Source organism: Luteibacter aegosomaticola, from assembly GCF_023078475.1.
In the GTDB taxonomy this organism is placed as follows: Bacteria; Pseudomonadota; Gammaproteobacteria; order Xanthomonadales; family Rhodanobacteraceae; genus Luteibacter; species Luteibacter aegosomaticola.
In genome coordinates, this window is the sequence record NZ_CP095741.1 from 1,942,091 (window position 1) to 1,968,542 (window position 26,452).

Below are 26,452 nucleotides of genomic sequence, written 5' to 3' on the forward strand. Positions count from 1 at the left end.
ACTAGCGACGCCATGTGGTTCGGTCGATTATGCCCACGATGGCTCCCCTGACGAAGTCCGCCTGTGACCCGATATTTGCTTCCGTTAATGCTACTGGTGGTGTCAGCGATCGCCTACGCGGCGCCCGACGTCCCCCTGAGCAAGGAAGACGCCGAATGGCTCCGCCACCACCCCGTCCTCACCGTGGGGGCCTACAAGGAGGGCTACCCGCCCTTTGAGGAGCTGCGCGACGGCCAGCTGGAGGGCCTGGGGCCGGATTACCTGCACGAGATCGCCGGCGAACTGGGGGTGACCCTGCAGACCCGGGTCTACGCCACCTGGCCCCAGCTCCTGGCGGCCCTGGCCCGGGGTGAGATCGACGTGGCCACGAGCGTGACCCCGCTCGAGCAGGGCATGCCCGGCATCCGGGTAGGGGCGACCTACTTTGAATCGCTGCCGGCCCTGGTGCAGCGGATCGACACGCCCATCATCCACCGGACGAGTGAGCTGGCCGGCAAACGTCTCGCCGTGCACGCTGGCTACTTCGATATGGCGGCCCTGCGCCGGGAATTGCCGGATACGACCCTGGTGGAGGTCGGCTCGACCGCCGAGGCCCTCCAGCGCGTACGCATGGGCGAGGTCACGGCCTACATCGATAACCCGTATTCGGCTCGCGAGTTCGTGGCGCGCCTGGGTATGGAGCACGAACTTCACGTTGGTGATCCGCTGGCCCTGCCCATCAGCGCCCTGGCCCTGGCCGTGCCGAGCACCGAGGCCCCTCTGGGGCGGGCGATCGACCACGCCCTGTCCGAGCTCACTGCCGCGGACCATGGCCGCCTCAGGGCGCCGTGGGTGGGGCGCGATATCGCCCCGCGGCCGCGCCAGTACGCGATCCCGCTTAGCGAGCGCGAGAAGGCCTGGCTGCACGATCTGCCGCCCCTGCGCCTGGGCGTGGACCCCAGCTACGCGCCCTTCAGCCTGATCACCGGGCAAGGCCAGGCCGAGGGCCTGGCGCTCGACTACGTCCGTGAGATCGCGGCGGAGCTGGGTCTGCGCATCACCCAGGTCCCGAGCGAGAACTGGTCGGGCACGGTGGCGAGCGTCGAGCGGGGCGAAGTCGACCTCGTGGCGGCGATCAATCCCCAGAGCGCGACCTGGCCCTATCTCGAGCCCAGCACCTCATATCTCGATTTCCCGATCATGATCGTGACCCGCGAAGGCGCGCCGGTCATCGCCGGGCGCGACGACCTGAGCGGCAAACGCGTCCTCGGCAACACCACGCGCGAGCCGATCCGCCGGCTGCTGGCACGTATTCCTGGCGTTACCGTGGTGCCCGTGGGCACGGAAGAAGATGGCTTACGCCGGCTGGCGGCGGGTGAGGGCGACGCCTTCGTCGGTAACCTGGCGTCCGTCGATTACCTCATCCGCGAGCACTTCCTTGGCCAGCTGAAAGTGGCCGCACCGACCGGTGATAGCGAGGCCATCGCCATCGGCGTGCGCCGCGACCTCGCGCCGTTGCTCCCGCTCATCAACCGCGTGCTGGTGAACCTGCCGACGCACCGGCAGCAGGAGATCCGCAATACGTGGTTCGCCTCGCATTACGTCGTCGGTCCGACCTGGCGGGAAATCGCGAGCCGGATCTTGCCGTTCATGGCCGTGTTGCTGGCCTCGCTGATCGCCATCAGCTATGCCTACCTCAACCTGCGTCGCGAAACGCGGCGGCGTGAACGTACCGAGCGACGCCTCGCCGAAGTGACGGCGCATGTGCCTGCGGTGGTTTACGAGGCGGTGCGCGATACGGCGGGCCAGTACAGCATGACCTACGTCGGTGGCGATCCGCAGACCCTGCTCGGCATGGAGCCGGGCGAGCTGATGGCGAGCGGCGATGATCTGCTCGCCCCGGTGGCGCCGGAAGATCGCGAGGCGCTCCACGACGCGTTCGAGCGCTCGGCGAAGGCGACCGCTCCGCTGCATGTCACCGTCCGCGCCCAGGTGGGCGAGCGCGTGCGTTACCTCAGTTCCGATGCCGTGCCACTGGCCGCTGCCGATGGCAGTGTGCGCTGGAACGGCTACTGGGTGGACGTGACCGCGCAGGAGCTGGCCTCGCGCGGCATGGCGAAGGCGCGTGATGAGGCCGAGGCCGCCACGCGCGCGAAGAGTGACTTCCTCGCCACGATCAGCCACGAAATCCGCACGCCGATGAACGGCGTGATCGGCCTGCTCGACGTGCTCGAGCGCACGCCGCTCGACGGCGAGCAACGCCGCATGGTCGCGACGATCGAGCATTCCGCCGAAGCGTTGATGCACATCCTCGACGACGTGCTCGACTTCTCGAAGATCGAAGCCGGTCACCTGGCATTGGACCCGCGCCCTTCGGATCCGCGTGCGCTGGTTGAGGACGCGGTGGCGATCATGGCCGCGCAGGCCGAAGCGAAGGGCCTGGCTATCGCCGCGCATTTCGATGATGCCCTCGCGCCCGCGGTGCTCGTGGATGACGGGCGGCTGCGCCAGGTGCTGCTGAACCTCATTGGCAACGCCATCAAATTCACCGCCGTGGGCCACGTGGACGTCGATGTGCACGTGGACCAGGAGCATGGCGGCCGGCAACGGATGCGCTTCGTGGTGAGCGATACGGGCATCGGTATCCATGCCGCGAAGTTGCGCCACGTGTTTGCGCCCTTCAGTCAGGCGGAATCGTCCACGACCCGGCGTTTCGGTGGCACAGGCCTCGGCCTGAGTATTTCGCGCCGCCTTATCGAGCGCATGGGCGGGCATATCGTCATCCAGAGCGAGCCGGGTCACGGTACGGTGGTGACGGCCACGGTGGAGTTGCCGATCGCGGATCCGCTCGCGATCACGCAGGCCGCGCCCCCCGCCGCACCCGCGGATGCCGCGATACCTGCGCGCGCGGCGCGCATCCTCGTGGCCGAGGACCACCCGGTCAACCAGCAACTGGTCCAGGCGCAGCTCGCGATGCACGGATGGACGTGCACGATCGTCGACGACGGCGAAGCGGCGCTTGAGGCGCTTGCCGCGGCGGATTACGACCTGCTTCTCGTCGATTGCCACATGCCTCGCGTCGACGGCTACGCCGTGGCGCGCGAGGTGCGCCGGCGCGAAGAGGGCACCGGGCGCCACCTGCCGATCGTTGCCATGACGGCGGACGCTCGGGCCGACCAGCGCGAGCGTTGCGAGGAAGCCGGCATGGACGACCTTTTGCGCAAGCCGCTTCGCCTGGATGCGTTCCGCGAGGCCGTAGCGCGGTGGCTTGCGGTGTCAGCGGTGCCGGTCGGCCATGTGTCAGCGTTCGATGTGCCCATCGCAGATATGTTCGCGACCGGTGACGCGGTGGCCCCACCCAGCCTGATCGACATGGAACGTATGCGCCGCGCCTTTGGCTCGGATGAGAACATCGCCACGGTGATTTCCGCCGGCGTCGGTGCCACCCGCGAAGCGCTCTCGCGCTTTGATGAGGTCATGGCGTCGGGCGATGCCGAGGCCGTGGCGGGATGGATCCATCATGTGCTGGGCGGCGTAAACGTGTTTGGCGAGTCCGCCGTAGCGCGCGAGGGCGAGGCGCTGGAGCTGGCGCTTCGAGAAGGCGCGCCGCTGGATGCCGAGGCGGTGCGCCGTTTCGCCGCCGGCGTGGATGACTTCACGACGAAGCTTGCCACCACGCCGCTGTAGGAGCGCACCCTGTGCGCGACATCTTTCGCCTCGGTACGCGGGGTCCTGTGGCGCTTTCGCGAACGGCGTCGCCCACAGGGTGGGCTCCTACGGGTAGTCGACCGTGATGACGGCGAAGCGGGTCGGGCCGCCCGGCAAGATCGCTTCGAACTCGTCATCGACGCGTTTTTTCAGCACGGCACGCGCGAGGGGCGAATCGATACTGATCCAGCCCAGCTTCGCGTCGGTCTCGTCGGGGCCGACGATGCGATAGCGCACGGTCTCGCCGCTATCCACGTTCTCCAGCTCGATGATCGCGCCGAAGAACACCGCATCGGCCTGCGAGGGCGTCGCTTCCACCACCTTCAGTACCGGGATGCGCTTACTCAGGTAACGCACGCGGCGGTCGATCTCGCCGAGTTGCTTCTTGCGGTAGGTGTACTCGGCGTTCTCCGAGCGGTCGCCTTCGGCCGCCGCCGCGGCCAGTGCCTTCACGACCTCCGGCCGCACGGTGTGCCACAGGTGGTCGAGCTCGGTCTTCAGCCGTTCGAAGCCATCACGCGTGATGATGGCCGTCGACGACGGCGACGGTGGCCGCCAGCGGCTCATGGGGTCACCGGGCAGGAGGGATCGAGCGTGTCGAGCATGTCCATCAGGTCCTGGGAGACGGGGTGGCCGGGGTACGCGTGCAGCAGCGCTCGCGCGAGCGTGGCGGCTTGCTCGCGTTCTTCCAGGCGAAAATGCATTTGCACGGCGACGAGACCGTAATTCGGGGCACCGGCATCGCCGGGCCACAAGCGCAGGTAGCCAAGGGCGAGCTGCAGGGCAAGGCGCGGCATGCCGGCGTGCGCAGCGGTATCCGCCAGTGGCCCGCAGGTGATCGTCGCATCGGGCACGAAGCTGGCATCGATACCCATGCAATCCTGGACGACGCCGAGGGCGCGCCGTGTTTCGCCACCGGCGACCAGCGCGGCAATCCAGATCTGCCCATGGACCAGCAGTTCCGGCATGCGCTCCTGCGCGCGCAGGAGCTGGCGGTAACGCAGGTGCATCGGTGCTGGCGCGAGCCCTTCGCGCAGCCGCTCGGTGAGGATGTCGGTGGCGCCGGGGATGTCGTCGTGGGCGATCTGATTCACATGGGCGAGCAGGGCGGTATCGTCATCCGGGTTCGTCGCCTCCACCAGGGCCTCCGCTTCAGGGCGGTAACCAAGGCGCTCGTGGTGGTGGTGGATCAGGGCGCCCATGAGGTGGAAATTGTAGATCGCGAAGTAATTGGCGATCAGGTAGTACGCGGCCGTGCCCAGGAACAGCGGCCCGCGTTGCTGCATCGCGTACTGCGCACCCGCCTGCATCAGGCTGGTGACCAGCACGACACCGAACAGCTTGAAGTAGTCAGCGCCGATCCGGCCGATCGCCGCCACCCACGTCAGCGGGTTCAGCGCGGCGCCCACGCCATCGAACGTGAGCGACATGGTCATCACCGGCAGCACGAAGGCGACGGCAAGCGAGATGAGCAGGCCGGATATGCCAAATAGCAGCGGCGCAAGGATGGCGAGCGCATTGCCGGTGAGCTGGATGACGATGAGTGCGATCGCCGCCTGGTTCTCGGAATGCATCGCCATTTCCGGCGGGTCCTCGAACCCGTCGGCCGTGTGACGCAGGCAGGCGAACGCATACGTGTACAGCGCGACCCAGCCCAGGCCCACGACCAGCAGGCGCAATCCCATCATCGGGAAATATGCGAGCAGGTCGAAGGCCGCGATGGCACCCACCGTAACGATCGCGGCGCCACGCAGCGGGTAGCGGAAACCCACGACGATGCGCTGGTTGAAGGGCATCGATGCGTCGGCGAGCGCGACCCTCGGCATGCTTAGCGCTTCCCGCCGAAGATGCTGCCGAGGATGCCGCGCACGATCTGCTGGCCCGCGCGCGAACCGGCCGTCCGCACCATCGATTTGGCCATGGTTTCCAGCATGCCCTGGCGACGCTTGGTGCCGAATACCGCATCGCGCACGGCATCGCCCCAGCCGTTGCCTTCATCGGCGCCCTTGCCGGCGTCCTTCACCGGCGGCGCGTCATCCGTGTTCTTCGTGGTGGCGCGCGCCGCCAGCATCTCTTCCGCGGATTCGCGGTTCACCTCGGTGTCGTACTTCGCCCCGACCGGTGAGCGCGAGCGCACCGTGGTGCGTTCCTCGAGGGTGATCGCGCCGATGCGGCATGTTGGCGTGGAAACCAGCACCTTCTGCACGGGAGACGGCACGCCGCCCTCGCCGAGCGTGGAAGCAAGTGCTTCGCCGGTGCCTAGCGTGCCGATCGTTTCCACGACGTCGAGCTTCGGATTTTTCGCGAACGTCTCCGCGGCGGCTTTCACGGCCTTCTGGTCGCGGGGTGTATAGGCGCGCAGCGCATGCTGTACGCGGTTACCCAGCTGGCCGAGGATCTCGCCCGGCACGTCATCCGGGTTCTGCGAGCAGAAATACACGCCGACGCCCTTTGAGCGGATCAGGCGCACCACTTGCTCCACGCGTTGGCGCAATGCAGGCGGCGCATCGTCGAAGAGCAGGTGCGCTTCATCGAAGAAGAACGCCATCTTCGGCACGTCGAGATCGCCGACCTCGGGCAATTGCTCGAACAGCTCGGAAAGCAGCCAGAGCAGGAAGGTGGAGTACAGGCGCGGCTTCAGGATCAGCGTATCGGCGGCCAGCACGTTGATGACGCCGCGGCCGCTCATGTCCTGGCGCATGAGGTCGGCCAGCTCGAGCGCGGGCTCGCCGAAGAAATGGTCAGCGCCATCCTGTTCGAGCTTCAGCAGTGCGCGCTGGATCGCGGCGACGCTCTGGGCGCTGATCAGGCCGTACTTCGCCGAAATGTCCTTGGCGTGTTCCGAGGCGAAGCCGAGCATGGCGCGCAGGTCGCCCAGGTCAAGAAGGAGAAGGCCTTCATCGTCCGCCACGCGGAACACCACCTCGAGCACGCCTTCCTGGGTGTCGTTGAGCTCCAGGATGCGGGAGAGCAGGGTGGGGCCCATTTCCGAGACGGTCGCGCGCACGGGGTGGCCGAGCTTGCCGTAGATATCCCAGAACACGACCGGGTTGGCCTGCGGTGCCCAACCGGTGAGCCCCAGTTTCGCGAGGCGATCCTTCAGCTTCTCGGACGGCGCGGCGGCCGCCTGGGCCAGCCCGGCCAGGTCGCCCTTCGCATCGGCGAGGAAGCAGGGCACGCCCAGGCGCGAGAATCCCTCGGCCATGAGCATGAGGGTCACCGACTTACCGGTGCCGGTCGCGCCGGCGATCATGCCGTGGCGGTTGCCGTAGCGGGAGTCCAGTTCGACGGCCGTGGTTTCGTTGCGGCCAATGAGGATGCCTGGCATGGTCCGTTCCTTAAGGATGTCCTGAACAAGTCTACGCAAGGATGCGCCGTTACGGAGAATTTTCCGCCGCGCAGCTTGAGTCGTGTAGGGTTACGGCGTAACGTTGCCGGCATTGTCTGACCTGGTCCCACGCATGCCGCTGCGCGCTCGTTACGCCCTTCTCCTGCTACCCCTCGCGGTCCTCGCTGGTTGTGCCTCTGGCGGTGCCCCGCGTCCCGGTAAGGGTGGCAAGGCAACGCCTGAAGTCAATGCGTTGTACGACCGGATGAACCAGGCGAGCAAGGGCTATGAGGCCGCGATCGACCAGGCGCGCCGTGGCGATACCCAGCAGGCGGCGACCACGCGCAAGCAGGCGCTCGACCAGCTGAAGGACGCCTCGGCGCGTTGCGGCCTGACTCCGGGCTGCGACCCGCAGCGTTTCGCGGCAGTGTTCGACCGCCTGCTGCGCCTGAAGGATGGCAGCTTCATTGAAGGCGAGGACGCGGACGATACCGAGCAGACGGCCGAAGTAGGCGCCCAGCCCGGCGATGCCGCCGGCTCGGTGGTCGTCGGCGCGCTGCCGGAAGCCCAGCGCAGCGTCACGCTGCTCAAGGGTCAGAAGTTCTCCGACATGATGGTGATGAACGGCCCGGTGAAGGCTGCGCTGGAAATGTGGTTGACCCAGCTGCGCCCGAACCTGATGGACGCGTACGTCAACTACCAGATGATGCGCTACAAGATGTGGCCGGCCTACCAGAAGGGCGACCTGCCTGAGGCCCTGCTGTTCGGCATCATGGCCAAGGAATCGGGCGGCAAGGTCCATGCCGTGTCGCGTTCCGGCGCTTCCGGCCCGCTGCAATTCATGTATGCGACGGGCCTGCGTTTCGGCCTGTCCAGCGATGGCGGCTTTGACCAGCGCTTCGATCCGACGCTCGCCGCGCAGGCCAATGCGGAGTACATCAACGAGCAGCTCGGCGCGTTCAACAACAACCTCGAGATGACCCTGGCCGCCTACAACGGTGGCGAGGGCCGCATGCGCCGTATCGCGGCCGCCAGCCCCGGTGCTGGCTTCTACGACCCCTCCGTCTACGGCCAGATGTCCGCGGAAACCCGCGACTACGTGCCGATGGTGCTGGCCGCAGCGTGGCTGTTCCTGCATGCCGACAGCTACCACCTGAAATGGCCGAAGGTCGATGGCGCGCCGGGCCAGATCACCTTGACCCGGTCGGCCTCGCTTACCGAACTCACTGTATGCCTCGGCTCGGCCGATGACATGCCGCAGGGCTGGTTCCGCACGCTGCGTAACCTCAACCCGCGTCTCGATCCGCAGATGACCCAGCCGGCCGGCACCCGCCTGGATGTGCCGAAGCAGCTCGAGCGTGCCTACATCGCCAGCTGCGCGGATGGCCCCTGGCCGATCCTCGCCAGCGACCTGCATAACGCGGTAAAGATCATTGCGCCGCCACCGCCTGCCGCCACATCGGCCGCACTGGCGAATGGCAGCGCCAACGGCCCGAACGGTCCTGGTCCGCAGTACCAGAACGGCAGCGGGTCATCGTCGAAATCGTCGGGTGGCTCGAAGAGCTACACGGTGCGCAAGGGCGACACGTTGGTGAGCATTGCACGCAAGAGCAGCTGCGCCGATGTGGAAGACATCGCCAGGATGAATGGCCTGAAGAGCCATGCCCTGCGCGTGGGCCAGTCGCTGAAGGTGCCGGTCTGCCGCTAAGCGGCGGCAGACGTTACGCGAGGGCGGAGGGTTCCATCCACTCGGTGCCGAAATCACGGCGGTCCGGCGTGGAGAGCTCCTTGATCTGGCGCATGAGGCGCAGCACCTGGCGGTGCAGCTCATCCATGCCCGGGCGGCGCGAATCCAGCGTCTCGTGGTACACGGCAGCAATCCACAGGGCCACGCCACGCGTGGCGATCAGCGGATTATCAGAACGCGCCTTGCCCAGGCCGAGATCCGGCCCGTGGCCGTAGGTGCTGTAGCGCTCGTCGGGCGGCGTGCCATACAGGTGCGGAAAATCGCAGGCGGCGGCCTGTTCCATCTCACGGCGAACCAGCTGCTGCAGATCCGCATGGGTGCGGACGGGCAGGGCAAGCACCACGCGTTCGATATCCGCCAGCTGGCGGCGAAGGCGGATTTCGCGGTTGACGGCGATGAGATGAGTGACCAGACGCATGACGACTTCCCCTATACGGCACTGCGTGTCGGGACGCCAACCCATTCCCTTGGCGTCCGAGGGTCAAAGCATACTGTGGCGTTACGTCAAATGTAAGACGTTTTCGTCACATTGTGACGCGTAGGGTCAACCGATTTTAAACGCCACCCGCCCACTTACCGAGCCGCTGGCCTACCGTAACCTGCTGTTGCGGCTGGAGATTGTCCAGTTCGTAACCTTCGGGGAGCAGTAGAATTACGGTAGAGCCCATGTTGAAGCGAGCCATTTCGGCAAAGCGCTCGAGCTTCACGCCCCGCGAGCTGCAATCCGTGCGGATGATGTCCGACGCATAGGGGGGAATGGCCAGGCCATCCCACACCGTCGCCACGCTCGACACCAGGATCGCGCCGACCATGACCGATACGAACGGACCGTGGGCGCCTTCAAAGCTGCACACCAGCCGCTCGTTGCGAGCGAACAGGCGCGGGATCGCTTCGACCGCGAACGGCGCGACGCTGAAGATGCGCCCCGGCACATGGGTGGTACCGGCCAGGGTGCCTTCCAGCGGCATGTGCACGCGGTGGTAATCGCGTGGCGACAAGTAGATGGTCGCGAAGCTGCCGTTGCGGAACGGGGCGGCGGCTTCCTCGCTGCCGAGTAGTTCGGCAGCGGTGTACTCCTGGCCCTTGGCCTGGAAGATCCGGCCATCGCGGATGCGGCCCGACTGGCTGATGCGGCCATCGGCGGGGCAGAGGATCGCCTGCGGGTCGGGATCGGCCACGCGCGCGCCAGGCTTCAGCTTACGGGTGAAAAACGCGTTGAAATGCGGGTACGCCAGCGGATCGGGCTGGGCCGCCTGCGCCATGTCCACGTTGTAGTTCCGCACGATCGTCTGGATCAGGTAGTTCTTCCATGGCGTCCACTCCCAGCGCGTCGCCTGGTAGACGATCCGGGAAAGGAAGCGGTGCGGGAGGATGTACTGCAACAGGACACTGGGTTTCATCGCGGGGAGTATAGGGGACTCGCGCCGATCCACCAGCACCCCCACCCACGGAGGCGTCGGCCCCCGTCGTGCACGTTTCCTTCATCTTGCGGAATCTATAGACAGACCCGGAGGCGAACCGCAACGGATACGTGCGGTCCGCCGCTCTGCACGAGCGGGCCATGAGGCCCCGGGGGTGGGAGCGGAGGAGGGGGCCTTTCGCAGTACCCGGGCAACGCGTTGCCTACCCGTGCGCCTTGCCGCTCCGGACGGCGGCGCTAACGGGGTACAAGAACATGACAACCTGTGTAGCGCTCAACCGCCGCCCCGCTATGGGCGGCGCCTCCCGTGCTGTGCTCGCGCTTGCCATCGCCGCCGCCTTGCTTGCCCCTGGCCCTGGGGCGGCGCAGACGGTCACCGTGCCGAACTACAACCCTATCGATAACGATAACCAGGTCGGTGTCACCGACGTCCCGGTGGGTAGCACGCTTACGCTCAATGGCACGGCCCCCCAGTTCGTCACTGGCGAGACCGGCAGCCAGAACACCACGCTGCAGGCACTACAGGACGCCAACCGGATCACCGGAGGCGCGCAGTGGATCGGCGTACCCCGCATGAATCCGGGCACGCAGAACTTCGGTATCACGGTCAAGGATCCGATCACCGGCACCAACCAGGTGGTATCGGTCTATAACTCGGCGAGCTTTACCGACCTGATCCCCGTGACCGCCCAGACGATGGTGCCGGACGTCGGCAATGTCGGTGATAACCAGTACATCAACATGCGCATCGGCCAGGTGACCTCGGGCGGCGGCACGCTCAACGTCGCGATGGGCACCGCGGGCGCGGCCAGCACAGCGGCGAACAACAGCTTCACGCTGGCCGCCAAGCAGAGCGAGCTCTTCGTTGCCGACGGCACGGGGAGCGCGGATAGCACGATCAACTGGCAACAGAACAACCGCTTCACCTTTATCGGTGACCAGGCGCCGACCACGACCCAGTCGTATTCGGTGACCTATGTATCGGCCTACGGCGGTACGTTCAGCGTGACCGATGCCAATGGGGTCACCACGACCCATACCGTCACCGATACCGCGTCGCTCAAGGCCTATAACAACTTCCTGATCGCGGGCATCCAGAACGGATCGATTGCCTATGCGCAGTACACGGCCCTGTTCAACAAGGCCTATACGTACAGCACGCAGAACATTACGTACAACGTGACGGCCAACGATGAACTCGACGGCTTCCAGCCCGTCGGTATGCGTGTGGTCATGGAACTGGACGGTGCGCGCGCTCATGGCAATGTACTGCCGGGCGCCGTACTGGAAGGCGTGAATACGAATGGCGGTCTGATCCGCGCGACGGCGGGTGCCACCGTCAACGTGCAGGGCACGGTCGGCGCCGCGGGAACCAGTGGCGATCGCGTCGCCCTTGAACTCATGAGCTCGACCGGTACCAACAGTGGTGTCATCAACGGCGGCTTCTTCGGTAGCACGACGGTGCTGCCGAGCACGTATGGCCTGAATACCGTCGACCTCAACGGTACCGCGATGGGCGCGTCGACCTTTACCAATAGCGCGACGGGCATCATCAACGCGGCGCTGGGTACGGTGAACGGAGCGGGCGTGACCAATGGCATCCGCATGGGTGCGTCGTCCACGGCGACCAACGATGGCAGTATCAATGTCGGCGTCACGGGATCACGTTCCAACGGATCGATCAACGGCGTGCTTATTGCCGCTCCTACGGCGGCATTCACCAATGCGGGCCTCATTTACATCGGCCGCGGCCCGCAGGCGTTGTCCAGCGATACGCCGGCCGATGTCGCGTTGAACCAGGCGACGCTCACGACAGGCATCAACGTATCGAGCGCCGGCACGGTCAATAACACGGGGGCGATCACGATCGGTACGCTGACGCAGAATGCCGCGGCCATGCTGGTCACCGCACCAGGCGCCACCGTCACGAACTCGGGCACGATCAACATCACGGGCAGGGCGGCGGCCGTGCCGCGGGAAAACATCGGTATCTCCGTGGTAAATGCAGGCGCCACGGGCTCGGTATCGAACACGGGCACGATCAATGTGACCGGCGTGAATGGCACGGCGCTGAAGGCGGTCTCCACGGCGGGCACGCCATCGCTCATTCACTCCACCGGCTCGATCAACGTAGCGGGTGGCGCCGATCCGTCGAGCGGCACGCGCAATTACGGCGTATGGGTCGAAGGCCAGGGCAGCGCCACCGCCACGGGCGACATCCAGGGGCCGGTGAACCTGACCGGCGACGGGGCCATCGGTATCCACGCGCGCGGCCAGGCCACGGTGAACGTCGCCGCTGGCTCGGCACCCACCTTCAGTGGTGGCAGCAAGCAGATCGGCTTCTTTGCATTCGGCAACAACGCGAAGATCAACGTGGGAGCGGGTGCGGCGCTTGATGTCTCCACGCCGCAATCCACGCTGTTCCGCCTGGATAGCGGAGCTGACTTCGATGGGACGGGACTGACGGTCACGGTCTCCGGCGCGCAGGCCACCGGCGTCCTGGGCTCAGGCACCGGGTCCGTGCTCAGCACGAAGAACGCGGTCATCCACGTGACCGGGGCTGGCGCGCAAGGCGTGGTAGCGGAGGGTGGTTCGACGGCGACGATCGACGCCGCGACCACGATGACGCTCACCGGCGCGGGTGCCATCGCCGGCGTGGCGGACGGGCAGAAGCATGACCTCACTGGCGCGGCGACGGGCGGTGTCTCGACGGCCACCTCCGTTACGAGCCTTGCGACGTTGAACGCCTCGACGGCGGGCGTCATCGGTCTGATCGCGCGCAACAAGGCCACGCTGGTGAACGCGGGCGCGATCAACTTCAGCGGCGCGAGCGCGACGGGACTTATCGTCGAGACGAGCGCGGTGGCGACCAACAGCGGGACTGTCACGATGGGCGGCCCCGAGGCAACGGGCGCGATCCTTCGTAGCGCAGGCTCGCTGGCCAACAACGGCAACATTACCGTTGCGAATGGCACGGGTGTGCGCGTCGAGGGTGCCGGCAGCGTCCTCAATCCGGCTGGGTCGATCACGGTGAATGATGGTCACGCCGGTGTCTGGCTGGTGTCGGGCGCCAGTCTCACGTTGGGGAGTGGCAACTCGGCCATCACCACCCGTGGTAGCGCCCATGGCGTGCTCGTGGATAGCGGTTCCGGGCCGCTGGTGGCCAACGGCACCACGATCACCACGCTGGGTAGCGGTAACGCCATCGAGAACGCAGCGGAAACAAGCGCCATCACGCTGAACGGCGCCACCTTGCACTCGGGTAGCGGAGCCGGGTTGCGTACGGCGGTGTCCATCGATCCCGCATCCCGTGCGACGTTTGATGTCGATGGCGGCGGTGTGGGTTATGCGTTCCGCCACGCAGATGGCTCGATGACCACGGGTGATCTCAACGTGGGCAGTGGCATCGCGATCCTCGGTAACGGGGCGGGGAGCACGGGCATCCAGGCGCTGACGACCGGGGCGGTGAACACGGCGGCGAATGTCACCATGGCCGCGGGCGCCGGTTCCGCACTGGTGGCCGGTACCGCATCGTCAGTGGCGAATAGCGGGAATCTCGTTTCCGCCAGCACGAGCGCGCCCGTCGTTGATCTCGCCAACGGCGGCGGCACCACGCTTACCAATACCGGAACCATCCAGGCCGTGTCGCCGGCCGCCGTGGCCGTGCGCGGAAGCGCGGGGAGCGACAACATCATGCTCGCTGGGGGTGGCGTGCAGGGCGAGATCGCGACGGGAGAAGGTGGCGATACCTTCCACTGGAGTGCGGGCACGCTCAACGGCGGCCTGACGATGGGGAGTGCAAACAATACGGCGACGTTGGACGCCGTCGATACCGCCAGCACGTATCACCTGGTGGCTGGCGCGGGCGGCGGCAATACGTTGAACTTCAACGGCACCGAGGCCCGCGGCGGCACATTCGACACCGATACCCTGGACAAGGGCATCAACCTTCGAGGCTGGAATACCTTCAACCTCTCGAACGGCGCGAGCTTCACCTTGACCGACAACCTCAAGCTAGCCGGAAGTGATGTCAACATCGATGCGTCGTCCACGCTCTTCACCGGCGATAACGTGCACCCGGTGATCTCGGCCGCCACGCCTGCAGGGGCGAACGTCAACAATGCAGGCCTCATCGATCTCACGAACGGCGGAGGTTCGCCGGGCAATACACTGACCATCGATGGCAACTATACCGGTGGCCCCGGCATGCTGAAGCTGGTGACGACGCTCGACGCGGGCGGCCCGCTCGCCGCGCAAACGACCGATCGCTTGCTGGTGCAGGGCGACGCCAGCGGCGAGACCGTCCTGGATATCACGCCGTCGTCGCTCAGTACGGGCGCACTCACGGATCTCAATCGCAACGGCTACGTTGAGGCGGGTGAAGGCATCTCCGTGGTGCAGGTGGCGGGTACCTCGACGGGTGGCGCGTTCCGCGTCGATGGTGGCTACCTCGCCTTCGGGCCATATCAGTACGGGCTTTACGCATTCCAGCCTGGGTCGAGCGATGCCGCACAGCGCGTCGTGGGTGGTGCCAGCTCGGGCAATGCGTTCTGGGATTACCGCCTGGCCAATGTCATCGTCTGCAACGGGCCATGCCCGGTGACCACGGCCACGCCGGGACCCACGCCGCCCCCCGGGCAGGCGTATATCGCGCCACCACCGGCGACAGGCCCGCTGGCAGCGGCCGACTCGCGCCCGGCCGTGGTGCCGCAGGTGCCAGTATCCATCGTCTCGCCTTCCGCCCTCGCGTTTTACGGCTATCGCGCCATCGATAACCTGCACCGCCGGCTCGGTGAGGTGCGCAACATGGACGACCTTGGCGAGGGTCTCGGTGGCGAAACCTTCGTGCGTTACTTCGGCGGCGATTACACGTATTCCACCAATCGTGCCTTCCGTGATTATGGCTACGACTACGATATGGACATGCGCGCCGTGCAGGTCGGCACGAACATCTTTGCGATCGATGCGGGTCAGTCGACGTTGCGCGCAGGGATTGCGTACACGCATGGCACGACACAACTGGATCCGAAGGCCGCGGACGGTTATAGCCACGCAAAGCTGTACACCAACTCGATCGCCATGTTCCTCACCTGGCAACACGCCTCCGGCTACTACATCGACGTGATCGCTTCGGGTGATCGCCACGCGGGGGATGTGGACACGGCGCGTGCGAAAGGCGCGGCGCGCATCACCGGTTCGGGTTGGGAAGGTTCGATTGAAACCGGATACCCCTTCCGTTTCGACGGCGGCTGGGAACTCGAACCGCAACTGCAACTGATCCGCCAGCATGTCGGGTTACGCGACCAGCTGGATGTGGATCACGTCACCACCCGCTATGCGCCGTTCGAGCAGACGGTCGGGCGCGCAGGCCTGCGCTTTGACCGCACGTGGACGACCGACGGCGGGAGCCGGTTCACCCCCTATGCCCGGGCCAACTACATCAAGGGCTGGGGCGGTGTTTCGAAGATCGTGGTCGGGGCGGAGGGTTTCGACTTCTCCCAATCGTTCGGCGGCGGGAAGTTCGGGCAGATGGTGGAGCTGGGGCTGGGCGGGACCTGGGCCTGGCGGAACCGGCTGTCCCTCTACGGCGAAGGCGATTGGCAGGACAACGTAGGCACCGCGGGTGCGCGGGGCTGGGCCGCCAATCTGGGCCTCCGCTGGGACTTCTGACCACGCTGTTGTAGGAGCGCGCAAGCGCGCTCCTACAGGGGCTGTCTGTTGAATTAACGTGAATTACCACTTTCGACAATTTCTTCATTGCCGAATCCGTATACACGTTTCCGGAGGCGGCTTCAGCAACCCTTTGTTGCTGGCCGCTGCTCTGCACGGTGGCCGCCAGGCTCCGGGTGGGGCGGAGTGAGGGGGCTCGCTCATCCGGGCAGGGTTGCGCCCGTGCGTCAAAGCCGCTCCGGACGGCGGCTTTATCGGGAAGCCCTACAACATGAAGAACCGTTCCACGCCTGCCCTTCGCCCGGCTCCAGGCGCCCGCCGCCGTGCGGTGCTGTTCGTAGCCATTGCGACCGCCCTGACCGTACCCGCCACTCGGGTACCCGCCCAGACCACCACGGTCCCCAACTACAACCCGATCGACAATGACGGCCTGGTCGGTGCCACCCAGGTCTCACAAGGTGCCACCGTCAACCTCGTCGGCAATGCCACGCAGTTCGCACAGGGGCTGACCGGTAGCCAGCCCACGAAGCTGCAGGACCTGTATGACGCAGGCCGTATCCAGAACGGCTCGGAACAGTGGATCGGCAAGGCCCGCCTGAATCCCGGTCCACAGAATCAGGGCATCACGGTACGCGACCCGATCACGGGGACGAATCGCGTGGTGTCCGTCTACAACTCGGCCAACTTCAACGATATCGCCCCCGTCACGTACGACACCCAGGTGCCGGATTACGTGAACGTGGGGGATAACCAGTACATCAACATGCGGATCGGCCAGGTGCAGAAGACCGGCGGCACGCTCAATGTCGCCCTCGGCGATGCGGGCGCCGCCAGCACCAGCGCGAACAACAACTTCACGCTGGTGGCCAAGCAGAGCACGCTGTTCGCCGCCGACGGTACGGGTACCGCAGATAGCAATATCAACTGGAACACCCGTAACCGGTTCACCTTCCTTGGTGACCAGAACCCGGCGGTGAACCAGGGGTACGCGGTGAGCTACGTATCGCAGTACGGCGGCACGTTCAACGTGACCGACCGTAACGGTGTCACCACTTCGCACACGGTGACCAACGCGACGCAGCTGAAAGCGTATAACGCCTTCCTCATCACCGGTATCCAGAACGGCTCGATCGACTACACGCAGTACACCAGCCTGTTCAACCAGGCCTACACGTACACCAACCAGAGCATCACCTACGGCATCTCGGCGAACGATCAGCAGGATGGCTTCCAGCCCGTCGGCATGCGCGTCGTCATGGGTCTGGATGGCGCGCACGCGCACGGCACCGTGGCCGCTGGCGCGACGCTGGAGGGTGTGAACACCAACGGAGGCCTCATTCGTGCCACGCGCGGTGCGACCGTCGACGTGCGCGGCACGATCGGTACGGCCGGCACCAGCGGCGACCGCACTGCGGTGGAGCTGATCGGCGCGACGGGCACGAGTTCAGGCGTGATCAATGGCGGCTTCTTCGGCAGCACCACGACCCTTCCCACGACGTATGGCATGAACGTCGTCGATGTCGTGAACAGCAGCACCTTCACCAATAACAGCACCGGCATCATCAACGCGGCGCTCGGTACGGTGAATGGGGCCGGGCCTACCAACGCGATCCGCCTGGGGCCCACGTCGAATGCCACGAACAACGGTGTCATCAACCTGGGTGTGACCGGCTCGCGGTCCAACGGATCGATCAACGGTGTGTACATCAACACTCCCACGTCGACGTTCACCAATGGCGCGAGCGGCCTGATCTACCTGGGTCGCGGCCCGCAGACCTCCACGGCCGATACACCCGCCGACGTGGCGCTCAACCAGACCTCGATCAGCACGGGCATCAACGTGGCCACGGGCGGCACGGTGACCAACCAGGGCACGATCACGCTGGGGTCGCTTACGCAGAACGCGGCGGGCATCCTCGTCACGGGCGCTGGTGCCAACGTCAATAACGCGGGCACGATCAACGTCAACGGCCGCGCGTCCGCCGTGCCCCGCGATACCTTCGGTATCTCGGTGGTGAATGCCGGCAGCACGGGTACGGGTATCCGCAACACGGGGACCATCAATGTCGCCGGCGTGAACGGCACGGGCATCAAGGCGCTTTCCACGGCCGGCACGCCGTCGCTTGTGCACAGCACGGGCACGATCAACGTCTCGGGCGCGGCGGATCCCGCCAGCGGCACGCGCAACTACGGCGTATGGATCGAAGGGCAGGGCTCCGCCACCGCCACCGGCGATATCCAGGGCGCAGTGAATCTCTCGGGCACCGGTGCGATCGGCATCCACGCCCGCGGGCGTGCCACGGTGAACGTGGCGGCCGGTGCGGCGCCGACGTTCAGCAACGGGACCGACCAGATTGGCTTCTTCGCCTATGGAAACGATGCGCACATCAACGTTGCCGGTGGTTCGAACCTCAACGTCTCCACGCAGCGGTCGACGCTGTTCCGCCTGGACAGCGGCGCTGACTTCGATGGCACTGGCTTGTCCGCCACGGTGTCCGGTGCGCAGGCGACGGGCATCCTGGGGTCCGGCACGGGTTCCGTGTTGAACACGCGGAATGCCGTCATCAACGTGACAGGTACGGGTGCCCAGGGGGTCGTCGCCGAAGGCGGCGCCACCGGCACGATCGACGCGGCGACCGCGGTGACGCTGACCGGCGACGGTGCGGTCGCGGGTGTTTCGGATGGCCAGAAGCACGATCTCACCGGAGCGAGCGTCGGCGCGCCGTCGACGGCTACCTCGCTCACCAGCCTGGCGACGATCAACTCCGGGGCTGCCGACGTGACGGGCTTCATCGCGCGCAACGGCGGCCAACTCAACAACGCGGGAACGCTGGGTTTCACCGGTGCGAATACCACGGGGCTCGTCGCGGAAAGCAGCGGCACGGCCGCGAATAGCGGCACCGTGAACCTGTCGGGCCCAGGCGCTACCGGTGTGGCCGTGCGTAGCGGTGGTTCATTCGCCAACACGGGCGACATCACCGTCGGCGATGGTACTGGCGTGCTGGTGGATAGCGGCGCTTCGTCGCTGGCGTCGGGCGGTAGCATCACCACGCTCGGTACGGGTAACGCGATCGAGAACGCTGGCGAGATCAGCGCGATCACGCTCCGTGATGCCGCACTGCGGGTGAATGATGGCGCGGCGTTGCGTACGGCCACGTCGATCGATCCGGCGTCCACGGCGACGATGGACGTGGATGGTGCGGGAACGGGCTACGCCTTCCGCCGCGCGGACGGTGGCGAAGCGACGGGCGACCTCGCCATTGGCAGCGGCTTCACGATCCGCGGCAATGGTGCCGGCAGCACGGGCATCCAGGCTCTCACGAGCGGTGCGGTAACGACCGCTGGCAACGTCGACATCCTCAACGTGGCGGGTGGGTCCGCGCTGGTCGCCGGCACCGCGTCGTCCGTGACGAACGCAGGCACGTTGACGTCAGTCAGCACGGTCGCGCCCGTGGTGGATCTTGCCAACGGGTCCGGGACCACCTTCACCAACGCCGGTACGGTGGCCGCGGCATCACCGACGGCACTTGCCGTACGCGGCAGCGGCGGGAACGACACCGTGTCATTGCCTGCGGGAGCGGTCACGGGTGAGATTGCCACTGGCGAAGGCAGCGATACCTTCAGCTGGACAGGCGGCACGTTGAACGGTGGCCTGACCATGGGTGACACCGCTGGAAACAGCGCAACGCTGGGTCATGTCGATACGTCGTCGACTTACCACCTGCTGGCCGGTACCGGGGGCAGTAATACGCTCACGTTCAACGGCACGCAGGCGCGTGGTGGCACGTTCGCCGCCGATGACCTGGGCAAGGGCATCCGTGTCGCCGGTTGGAACACGTTCAACCTCACCGGCGGTGCGGCCTTTGAGCTGACCGATAACCTGACCCTCGCTGGCAGCGACGTGAATATCGATGGAGCTTCGGTGCTTTATGCCGGCAACAACGTCCATCCAGTGATTTCCGCGGTCACGCCGGGCACGGCTAACGTCGCCAACAACGGCACCATCGATCTGACCAACGGCAGCGGCTCGCCCGGCAATACGCTCACGGTCGACGGCAACTACAGCGCCGATGGCGGCCGGGTGAATCTCGTCAGCACCCTGGATGCCGGTGGCCCACTCGCGGCGCAAGCCACCGATCGCCTGCTGGTGCAGGGTGATGCCAGCGGCGAGACGGTGCTGAATGTCACGCCATCCACGCTCAGCACGGGTGCACTGACTGACCTCAACCGCAATGGTTACGTCGAAGCGGGTGAGGGCATCAGCCTCGTCCAGGTCGCTGGCGCCTCCAACGGCGGTGCCTTCCGGCTCAGTGGTGGGTATCTCGCGTTCGGCCCTTATCAGTATGGGTTGTACGCCTTCCAGCCAGGGGCTAGCGACGCGACGCAGCGCGTCGTCGGTGGTGGCACGTCCGGCAACAACTACTGGGATTACCGCCTCGCCAACGTGCTGGTGTGTAACGGTGCGTGCCCGGCGCCGACCGCGCAGACGCCCGCGCCCACGCCGCCCGCAGGTACGCCCTATGTGGCACCCACGGCTGCCGGCATCGGAACACCCGTGGCGTCGCTGCCTGCAGTGGAGACCCGTCCGGCGCTCGCACCGCAGGTACCCAACAGCATCGCCACGCCGTCGGCTCTTGCGCTGTACGGCTACCAGTCGGTCAGTAACCTGCACCGCCGCCTTGGTGAGACCCGGAACATGGACGACCTGGGCGAAGGTCTGGGTGGCGAGACCTTCGTGCGTTACTTCGGTGGCGATTACAACGTGTCCTCGAACCGGTCCTTCAGCGAATATGGCTCCGATTACGACGTGGATACCCACGCCGTGCAGGTCGGTGTGAACATCTTCGCGCTGGACATGGATCGCTCCACGCTGCGCGCTGGCGTCGCGTACACGCACGGCACCACCCGGCTCGATCCTAAGGCCATCGATGGCTACAGCCACTCGAAGTTCGACACCAACTCGATCGCCATGTTCGTTACATGGCAGCAGCAAAACGGCTTCTACATCGATGCGGTGGCGCAGGGCGACCGGCATGTGGGTGATGTGGATACCGCGCGCTCGAAGGGCGCGGCACGCGTGCACGGCAGTGGCTGGGAGGGCTCGGTGGAAGCGGGCTATCCGTTCCGTTTCAACGACGGCTGGGAGCTGGAGCCGCAGCTTCAGTTGACTCGCCAGCACATTGGCTTGCGTGACCAGGTGGATATCGACGATATCACCACGCACTACCACGCCTTTGACCAGACCATCGGCCGTGCGGGTTTGCGGTTCGATCGCACATGGACGACGGCTGCGGGCAGCCAGTTCACGCCGTACGCGCGGGCGAACTACATCAAGGGCTGGGGCGGTTCGTCGAAGATCGATGTCGGCGCCGAGGGCTTTGACACGACCCAGATGTTCACTGGCGGGAAGTTCGGCCAGATGATGGAAGTGGGCCTGGGCGGTACGTGGGCCTGGCGCAACAAGATCTCGGTATATGGCGAGGCCGATTGGCAGAACAAGATCGGTGATGCCGGTGCGCGGGGTTGGGCGGCCAACATGGGTGTCCGCTGGGATTTCTAACCCGACGGCCGTTGTAGGAGCGCGCAAGCGCGCTCCTACACGGTTTTAGTGCACCACGGGTAGTTCGATGTACGTGCCGTTCTCGCCATCGCGCTGGATGGTCTGCGTGGCTTTCACGTAATCCGCCGGCTTCGCATTGAAGATATTCGGGACGAAGGTCTGCGGATTGCGGTCGTACAGCGGGAACCAGCTCGACTGGATCTGCACCATGACGCGGTGGCCCGGCTGGAAGACGTGGTTCACCGTGGGCAGCGGGAAGCTGAAGGGCAGGGCCTTGTTCGCTTCGAGCGCCTTGGGCTTGTCATAGCCCTCGCGGTAGCGGCCGCGGAAGATCTCCATGGCCACCGGGAGCTGGTAGCCGCCCATCGACGGCCTTTCTTCCACCTCATCCGGATACACGTCGATCAACTTCACCACCCAGTCGCTATCCGTGCCACTGGTCGATGCGAGCAGGTGCACGAGCGGCTCACCCGAGATACCCATGGGTTGATCGAGTACCGGGGAAACGTAGGTGAGCACGTCGGTACGGGTCGCGAACTGACGCTGGTCGTCCACCAGCCACTCCGGCCAGGAATCCTCGCGATCGGCCACGCCATGCGACCACGACTGGATCGGACGCACGCGGTAGGGCACCGGCTTGGCCGGGTCGGAAACGTAGGCGTCGTTGCCGCTGGCCGGCACGGTCGTGGCGAAGCCGCCATTGGGTTCGGCGTACCAGCGCTGCATGGTGGGCGCGCAGCCGCTACGGCACGCGGACGGCCAGGTATCGAGCTTGCGCCACGCATTCTCACCGGTGACAAAGGCGTTGACCGGCGCAATGTCGGCCTTGGGTGCGCCGTCCTTCAGGTACTGGGCCAGGAACGGCCGCAGCATCGTCTGGCGGAAGGTCTTGCCGGTGTCGCTACCCAGTTCGATCGCGCCGATGGTGCTGGCGTTTTCCCAGGTCTTCGCATGCCGCCATGGGCCGAGTACAAGCCACAGCTTCTCGTGGTTCGGGTCGCGCGGGGCAAGCGCGCGATAGACGGCCATGTCGCCGTAATTGTCTTCCTGGTCCCACAGGCTGTGGACCAGCATCGTCGGCACCGTCATCGGTTCCTTTGCCGCGATCTTGTCCAACGCCTGTTCCGACCAGAAGCTGTCATACGCCGGGTGGGCCAGCACTTTCTGCCAGAAGCCCAGCGCCTCCATGCCGTAGGCGCGGCCGATGTCACCCGCCGAGCCGCCCTTCAGGTACAGGTCGTAGTCGTCGCGGTAGCCGGTGGTCCAGCCGATATTGCTCTTGCGCGAGTTCACCATGCCGTAGATGTAGGGAATCATCTGCTGGCGGAAGGCGCCTCTGTGAAACCAGTCGTCGCCCATCCAGCCATCGATCATGGGATTGATCGGCACCGCCACCTTCAGCGCGGGGTGCGGGTGGATCGTGGCGATCATCGCCTCGAAGCCATCGTAGGAAATGCCGATGATGCCGACCTTGCCGTTCGATTCCGGCACGTGCTTCACGAGCCAGTCGATCGTGTCGTAGATATCGGAGGATTCATCGATCGCCGTGGGATTGCCATGGCCGATCGGCGGCCGGTTCATCACGAAGTCGCCTTCGGAGCCGTTCTTGCCGCGGATGTCCTGGATGACGCGGATGTAGCCATCCTGGACGATGATGTCAGCGGGGTTGTCGTAACCGCGCAGCGTGGGCCCAAGGTTCGGGCTATCGGCACGGTGGCCCATGCCATCGGCGCCGTAGGGTGTGCGCGTCAGCAGCATGCCGGCATGCGTGGCGCCCTTCGGCACCAGGATCACCGTGTGCAGCTTCACGCCATCGCGCATGGGGATATCCACCGTGCGCCGTTCGTAATCGAAGCCCGGATTGGTCGGCGCGAAGTGCGCCGGGATTTCCGTGGGCAGGTCTTTGTAGGTCTTTTCGCCGCCGACCGCCGGGGTCGCGAGGACCCCGGCGGCAAGCGCGACGATACCCAGTCGCAGGAGTGGATGCATGGAAGCTCCGTCAGAAGTCGTACGTGATGCCGAAACGAGCGTAGCGCGGCTGGGTATAGCTGATCACCTGCTGGTAACCATCGTTCACCGAGTTCGTGCTGCCCGAGACCGGGTTGGTACGCTGCGAGCGCTGCTGGTTGAGGATGTTGAACACCGAGACCGAGAAGGCGAGCTTCTTGTCAGCCCACAGCGGGCGGTATTCGGTGCTCACGTCGATCAGCTCTTCCCACGGCTCGCGGCCCTTGGCGCCATACGCCGACGGCACGCCGAAGCAGAAGTGGTAGTAGCTGCCGTAACCCGACGGATCGCTTTCATTAGCACCGTAACGGCCCAGGCACGACTTCGGCAGGCCCGACTGGATCAGGATGTTGGCCGAGACCAGCCATTCCGGTGCGATCTGGTAGGAGCCGTAGAGCTTCAGCTGGTGCTTGCGGTCGTTGCCCAGGTCGCCGTTCGCGTAGTTCATCAGCGTGGCGTAATCCCAGTCACGCGATGCCGCGACCGAACCCTGGCCCACGTCCGAGCGCACCTGGCCTTCGGTGTTGCCGTAGCTGTGCGACCACAGGTAGTCGATCTTGCCCGACCACTTGCCATCGAACGGATGCGATAGGTACAGGTCGAGGCCGTAGTAGTTGCGCTTGAGGTGCGGGAAGCCGAAGTCCGCGTTGGTCACGGTGACATCGGTGTAGCCACCGGTGTTATTGGCCAGCGAGTAGACGTTCGCCCGACCCGGGTTGGACAGGTAGCAGCTACCGACCGTGACCGCGTCGATATCCGCGCCCTGGGCGATGGCGGCGCGGCTGATCGCACCGTTGTCGCACACGTCATCCAGCGCGTTGCGCAGCTTGCGCGCGGTAGCCTTCACGCCCGTCACCCAGTCGGCGTTGAGTTGCTTGTCCGCGCCCAGGATGAACTCGTCCTGGTACTCGGATTTGATGTTCTTCGAGCTGACGGTCTTGGGGTCGGGCGGCTGGCCGTATTCGCCGTTCGGAGACACGGCGCCGCCGGTGGCGGACTGGATGAAGGTCACGCCCGTGGGCAGGCCCTGGCCATCGATGCCGGTATAGGTGAAGTACTGGTTGGTCGCGAGCGAACCCGCCGAGGTGCGCAGGGCCACCGAAGCCGGCATGGCGAGGAAGTAACGGCCTGCGTTGCCGTACACCTTGAGCGACGAATCACCGTTCACGTCCCAGCTGAAGCCGAGGCGCGGCGCCCACTGCGGCTTGGTCAGGCGCAGGTACGGCTGGCCCGAGGGGTTGTAGTTGGTGAACTGGTCGTTGCGGATGCCAAGCGAGAGCAGCAGGCGGTCGTTCACCTGCCAGTCGTCCATGATGTACTGCGCACGCTGCTTCACGCGCACCGAGGCGAGCGTGTTGTAGTGGCGGTAGTAGCCGTAGTAACCCGTGCCACCGCCCGGATAGTTGGCTGGCTTGTCGACGAACGGGCTATCGCTGATGTTGAGGTTCGGGTCACCCTTCGCGTACCACAGCTCGTAGCCGTCGCCGCCGATCGTGGTGCCGTCGTCGATATCCTTCGAATCCTGGTTATCGATACCGGCGGTGATCGAGTGGCTGCCGATCTTGTAGTTCAGGTCGACACGCAGGTTGCGGTTGGTCGATTCGTGATCCGGGTTGTCGATCGTATCCAGCGTCTGGCCGTTGCTGATCGGCGATCCGCCGTTCAGTGCCGGGTTCTGCTGGCTCACGTTGCCGATGAAGGGGCCGCTCACGCCGGTATCCGGCGGCTCGTTGTAGTAGGTGAGCTTGGACTTGCCGTAAAGGGCGGTGAGGGTCAGGTCGTCGGTGATGTAGCTGGTGTACTTGGCGACGTAGACCATGGCCTTGGTCTTGTACGTCGTATCTTCGCTGGCGTAGTCGCCGATGGTGTTGGTGTCGTAATCGTAGTTGTATTTGTTGCCGTTCGAGCGGTGGGTCTGGTTGACGCCGGTCAGCTCGAGGATGTTGTTGTCATTGATGTTCCAGTCGAGCTTGCCGTACCACTTCGGATCCTTGTACGTGTACTTCGTGTCATACGCGTGGTTCACGTCGCCCAGGCTGTTGCCCTGGGTGCGTTCCATTTCCACGGCGGCGAACGCGTACAGCTTGTCCTTGATCAGCGGGCCGCCAGCGTAGGCGCTGATGGTGGACGACCATTCGTGGTTACGGTCGTTACGCTGGTTGATCGTGCCCGGGGGTGCCGGGTTGTCATGGCCGTAGGTGATGTTGCGGGCGCTGGCGCGGGCAAAGTCCGGCTCCCACAGCACCTGGGCGCCGAAGTGCCATTCGTTGGTGCCGCGCTTGCCGACCTGGCTGATGACGCCGCCGTCCGAACGGCCATACATCGCCGAGTAGCCGCCGCTCAGGATTTCCTGCTGGTCGATCGCGCCGTACGGCAGGGTTACACCACCGAAGCCGCTGAGCGGATCGGTCGTGTTCATGCCGTTGATGTAGTACGCGTTCTCCGTGACCGACGAACCCGCGAAGCTCACCGTGCTGCCGCCGAAGGCGTTCTTGAAGCCGGTGTAGCCTGGCGAAGCGCCCGGGGCGAGCAGGGCGACCGCTTCGGCGGAGCGCTGCAGGGGCAGGCGGGCGAGATCGGCCGAGGTGATCACCGTGCTCGAGGCGACGGTGGCCACGTCGATCTTCGGCAGGGAGGTGGCCGAGACCGTGACGGCGCTGAGGTCCTGGGCGTTCGACGACGAAGCGGCTTCGAACGACACGTCGGTGGCCGCACCGACGCGCAGGGTGATGTTGTCGCGCGAGTCGACGGCCTGGCCATTGGCGCGCAGGGTGACCTTGTACGTCGCGAGCGGCAGCGATTCGGCGGTGTAACGGCCGCGCGAATCGACGGCGACTTCGCGGGTAAGGCCGTTGCTGCCTTCGATCAGCACGGTCTCACCGGCGGTCGCCGGTGCCGAGCCGGTGATGCGGCCCGTGGTGGCCTGGCCGTAAGCCAGGCCACTGAATGTCGCGGCGACCGCGGCGCACAGCAAGGTACGGCGGAGGGCGGGAAGGGAACTCATGGGGATGCTCCGGAAAGGCTTGGGTCTGT

The 26,452-nt window shown here is 65.6% G+C and carries 11 protein-coding genes; 4 read left to right on the top strand and 7 right to left on the bottom strand.

The features are described 5' to 3' along the window. The first annotated feature begins 99 nt into the window (after positions 1–99). Positions 100–3,666, top strand: a complete 3,567-nt coding sequence (locus tag L2Y96_RS08555) for an ATP-binding protein (RefSeq protein ID WP_247335581.1) — start codon at positions 100–102, stop codon at positions 3,664–3,666. 87 nt (positions 3,667–3,753) lie between these two features. On the opposite strand, the gene greB is transcribed toward L2Y96_RS08555, so the two are convergent. From greB to L2Y96_RS08570, 3 genes are read right to left on the bottom strand one after another with little or no spacing between them, the layout of a single operon-like run. Beyond that, on the bottom strand, positions 3,754–4,254 hold the full coding sequence (gene greB / locus L2Y96_RS08560) for a transcription elongation factor GreB (protein WP_247335585.1): 501 nt from the start codon (positions 4,252–4,254) through the stop codon (positions 3,754–3,756). Next, positions 4,251–5,513, bottom strand: coding sequence for a hypothetical protein (locus tag L2Y96_RS08565; protein ID WP_247335601.1), 1,263 nt, complete (start codon positions 5,511–5,513; stop codon positions 4,251–4,253). The genes greB and L2Y96_RS08565 overlap by 4 nt, the downstream gene beginning before the upstream one ends. Before the next feature lie 2 nt (positions 5,514–5,515). Further along, positions 5,516–7,015, bottom strand: coding sequence for a helicase HerA-like domain-containing protein (locus tag L2Y96_RS08570; protein WP_247335603.1), 1,500 nt, complete (start codon positions 7,013–7,015; stop codon positions 5,516–5,518). A gap of 133 nt (positions 7,016–7,148) precedes the next feature. Between L2Y96_RS08570 and L2Y96_RS08575 the strand changes: the two genes are divergently transcribed. Next, positions 7,149–8,723, top strand: coding sequence for a lytic transglycosylase (locus tag L2Y96_RS08575; protein WP_247335604.1), 1,575 nt, complete (start codon positions 7,149–7,151; stop codon positions 8,721–8,723). A gap of 13 nt (positions 8,724–8,736) precedes the next feature. Here L2Y96_RS08575 and L2Y96_RS08580 read toward each other — a convergent pair whose 3' ends face one another. Beyond that, positions 8,737–9,180 carry a hypothetical protein gene (locus L2Y96_RS08580; protein ID WP_247335606.1) on the bottom strand — a complete coding sequence of 148 codons (444 nt, stop codon included), beginning with the start codon at positions 9,178–9,180 and terminating at the stop codon, positions 8,737–8,739. 136 nt (positions 9,181–9,316) lie between these two features. Continuing rightward, positions 9,317–10,162 (bottom strand): archaetidylserine decarboxylase, encoded by an 846-nt coding sequence (asd, locus tag L2Y96_RS08585; RefSeq protein ID WP_247335608.1) that lies wholly within the window; start codon positions 10,160–10,162, stop codon positions 9,317–9,319. Between the two features lie 275 nt (positions 10,163–10,437). Here asd and L2Y96_RS08590 point away from each other — a divergent pair, with 275 nt between their 5' ends. Together L2Y96_RS08590 and L2Y96_RS08595 are read left to right on the top strand one after the other, a co-directional pair. Beyond that, positions 10,438–15,852, top strand: coding sequence for an autotransporter outer membrane beta-barrel domain-containing protein (locus tag L2Y96_RS08590; RefSeq protein ID WP_247335610.1), 5,415 nt, complete (start codon positions 10,438–10,440; stop codon positions 15,850–15,852). Positions 15,853–16,123: 271 nt separating this feature from the next. Further along, positions 16,124–21,412 (top strand): autotransporter outer membrane beta-barrel domain-containing protein, encoded by a 5,289-nt coding sequence (locus L2Y96_RS08595; protein ID WP_247335615.1) that lies wholly within the window; start codon positions 16,124–16,126, stop codon positions 21,410–21,412. 45 nt (positions 21,413–21,457) lie between these two features. On the opposite strand, the gene L2Y96_RS08600 is transcribed toward L2Y96_RS08595, so the two are convergent. Both L2Y96_RS08600 and L2Y96_RS08605 read right to left on the bottom strand, forming a co-directional pair. Next, entirely contained in the window at positions 21,458–23,401 is a 1,944-nt protein-coding gene (locus L2Y96_RS08600; RefSeq protein ID WP_247335617.1) for a CocE/NonD family hydrolase, read from the bottom strand. A gap of 10 nt (positions 23,402–23,411) precedes the next feature. Beyond that, complete coding sequence (locus L2Y96_RS08605) at positions 23,412–26,423, bottom strand: TonB-dependent receptor (protein WP_247335620.1); 3,012 nt, start codon at positions 26,421–26,423, stop codon at positions 23,412–23,414. Positions 26,424–26,452: the final 29 nt, after the last annotated feature.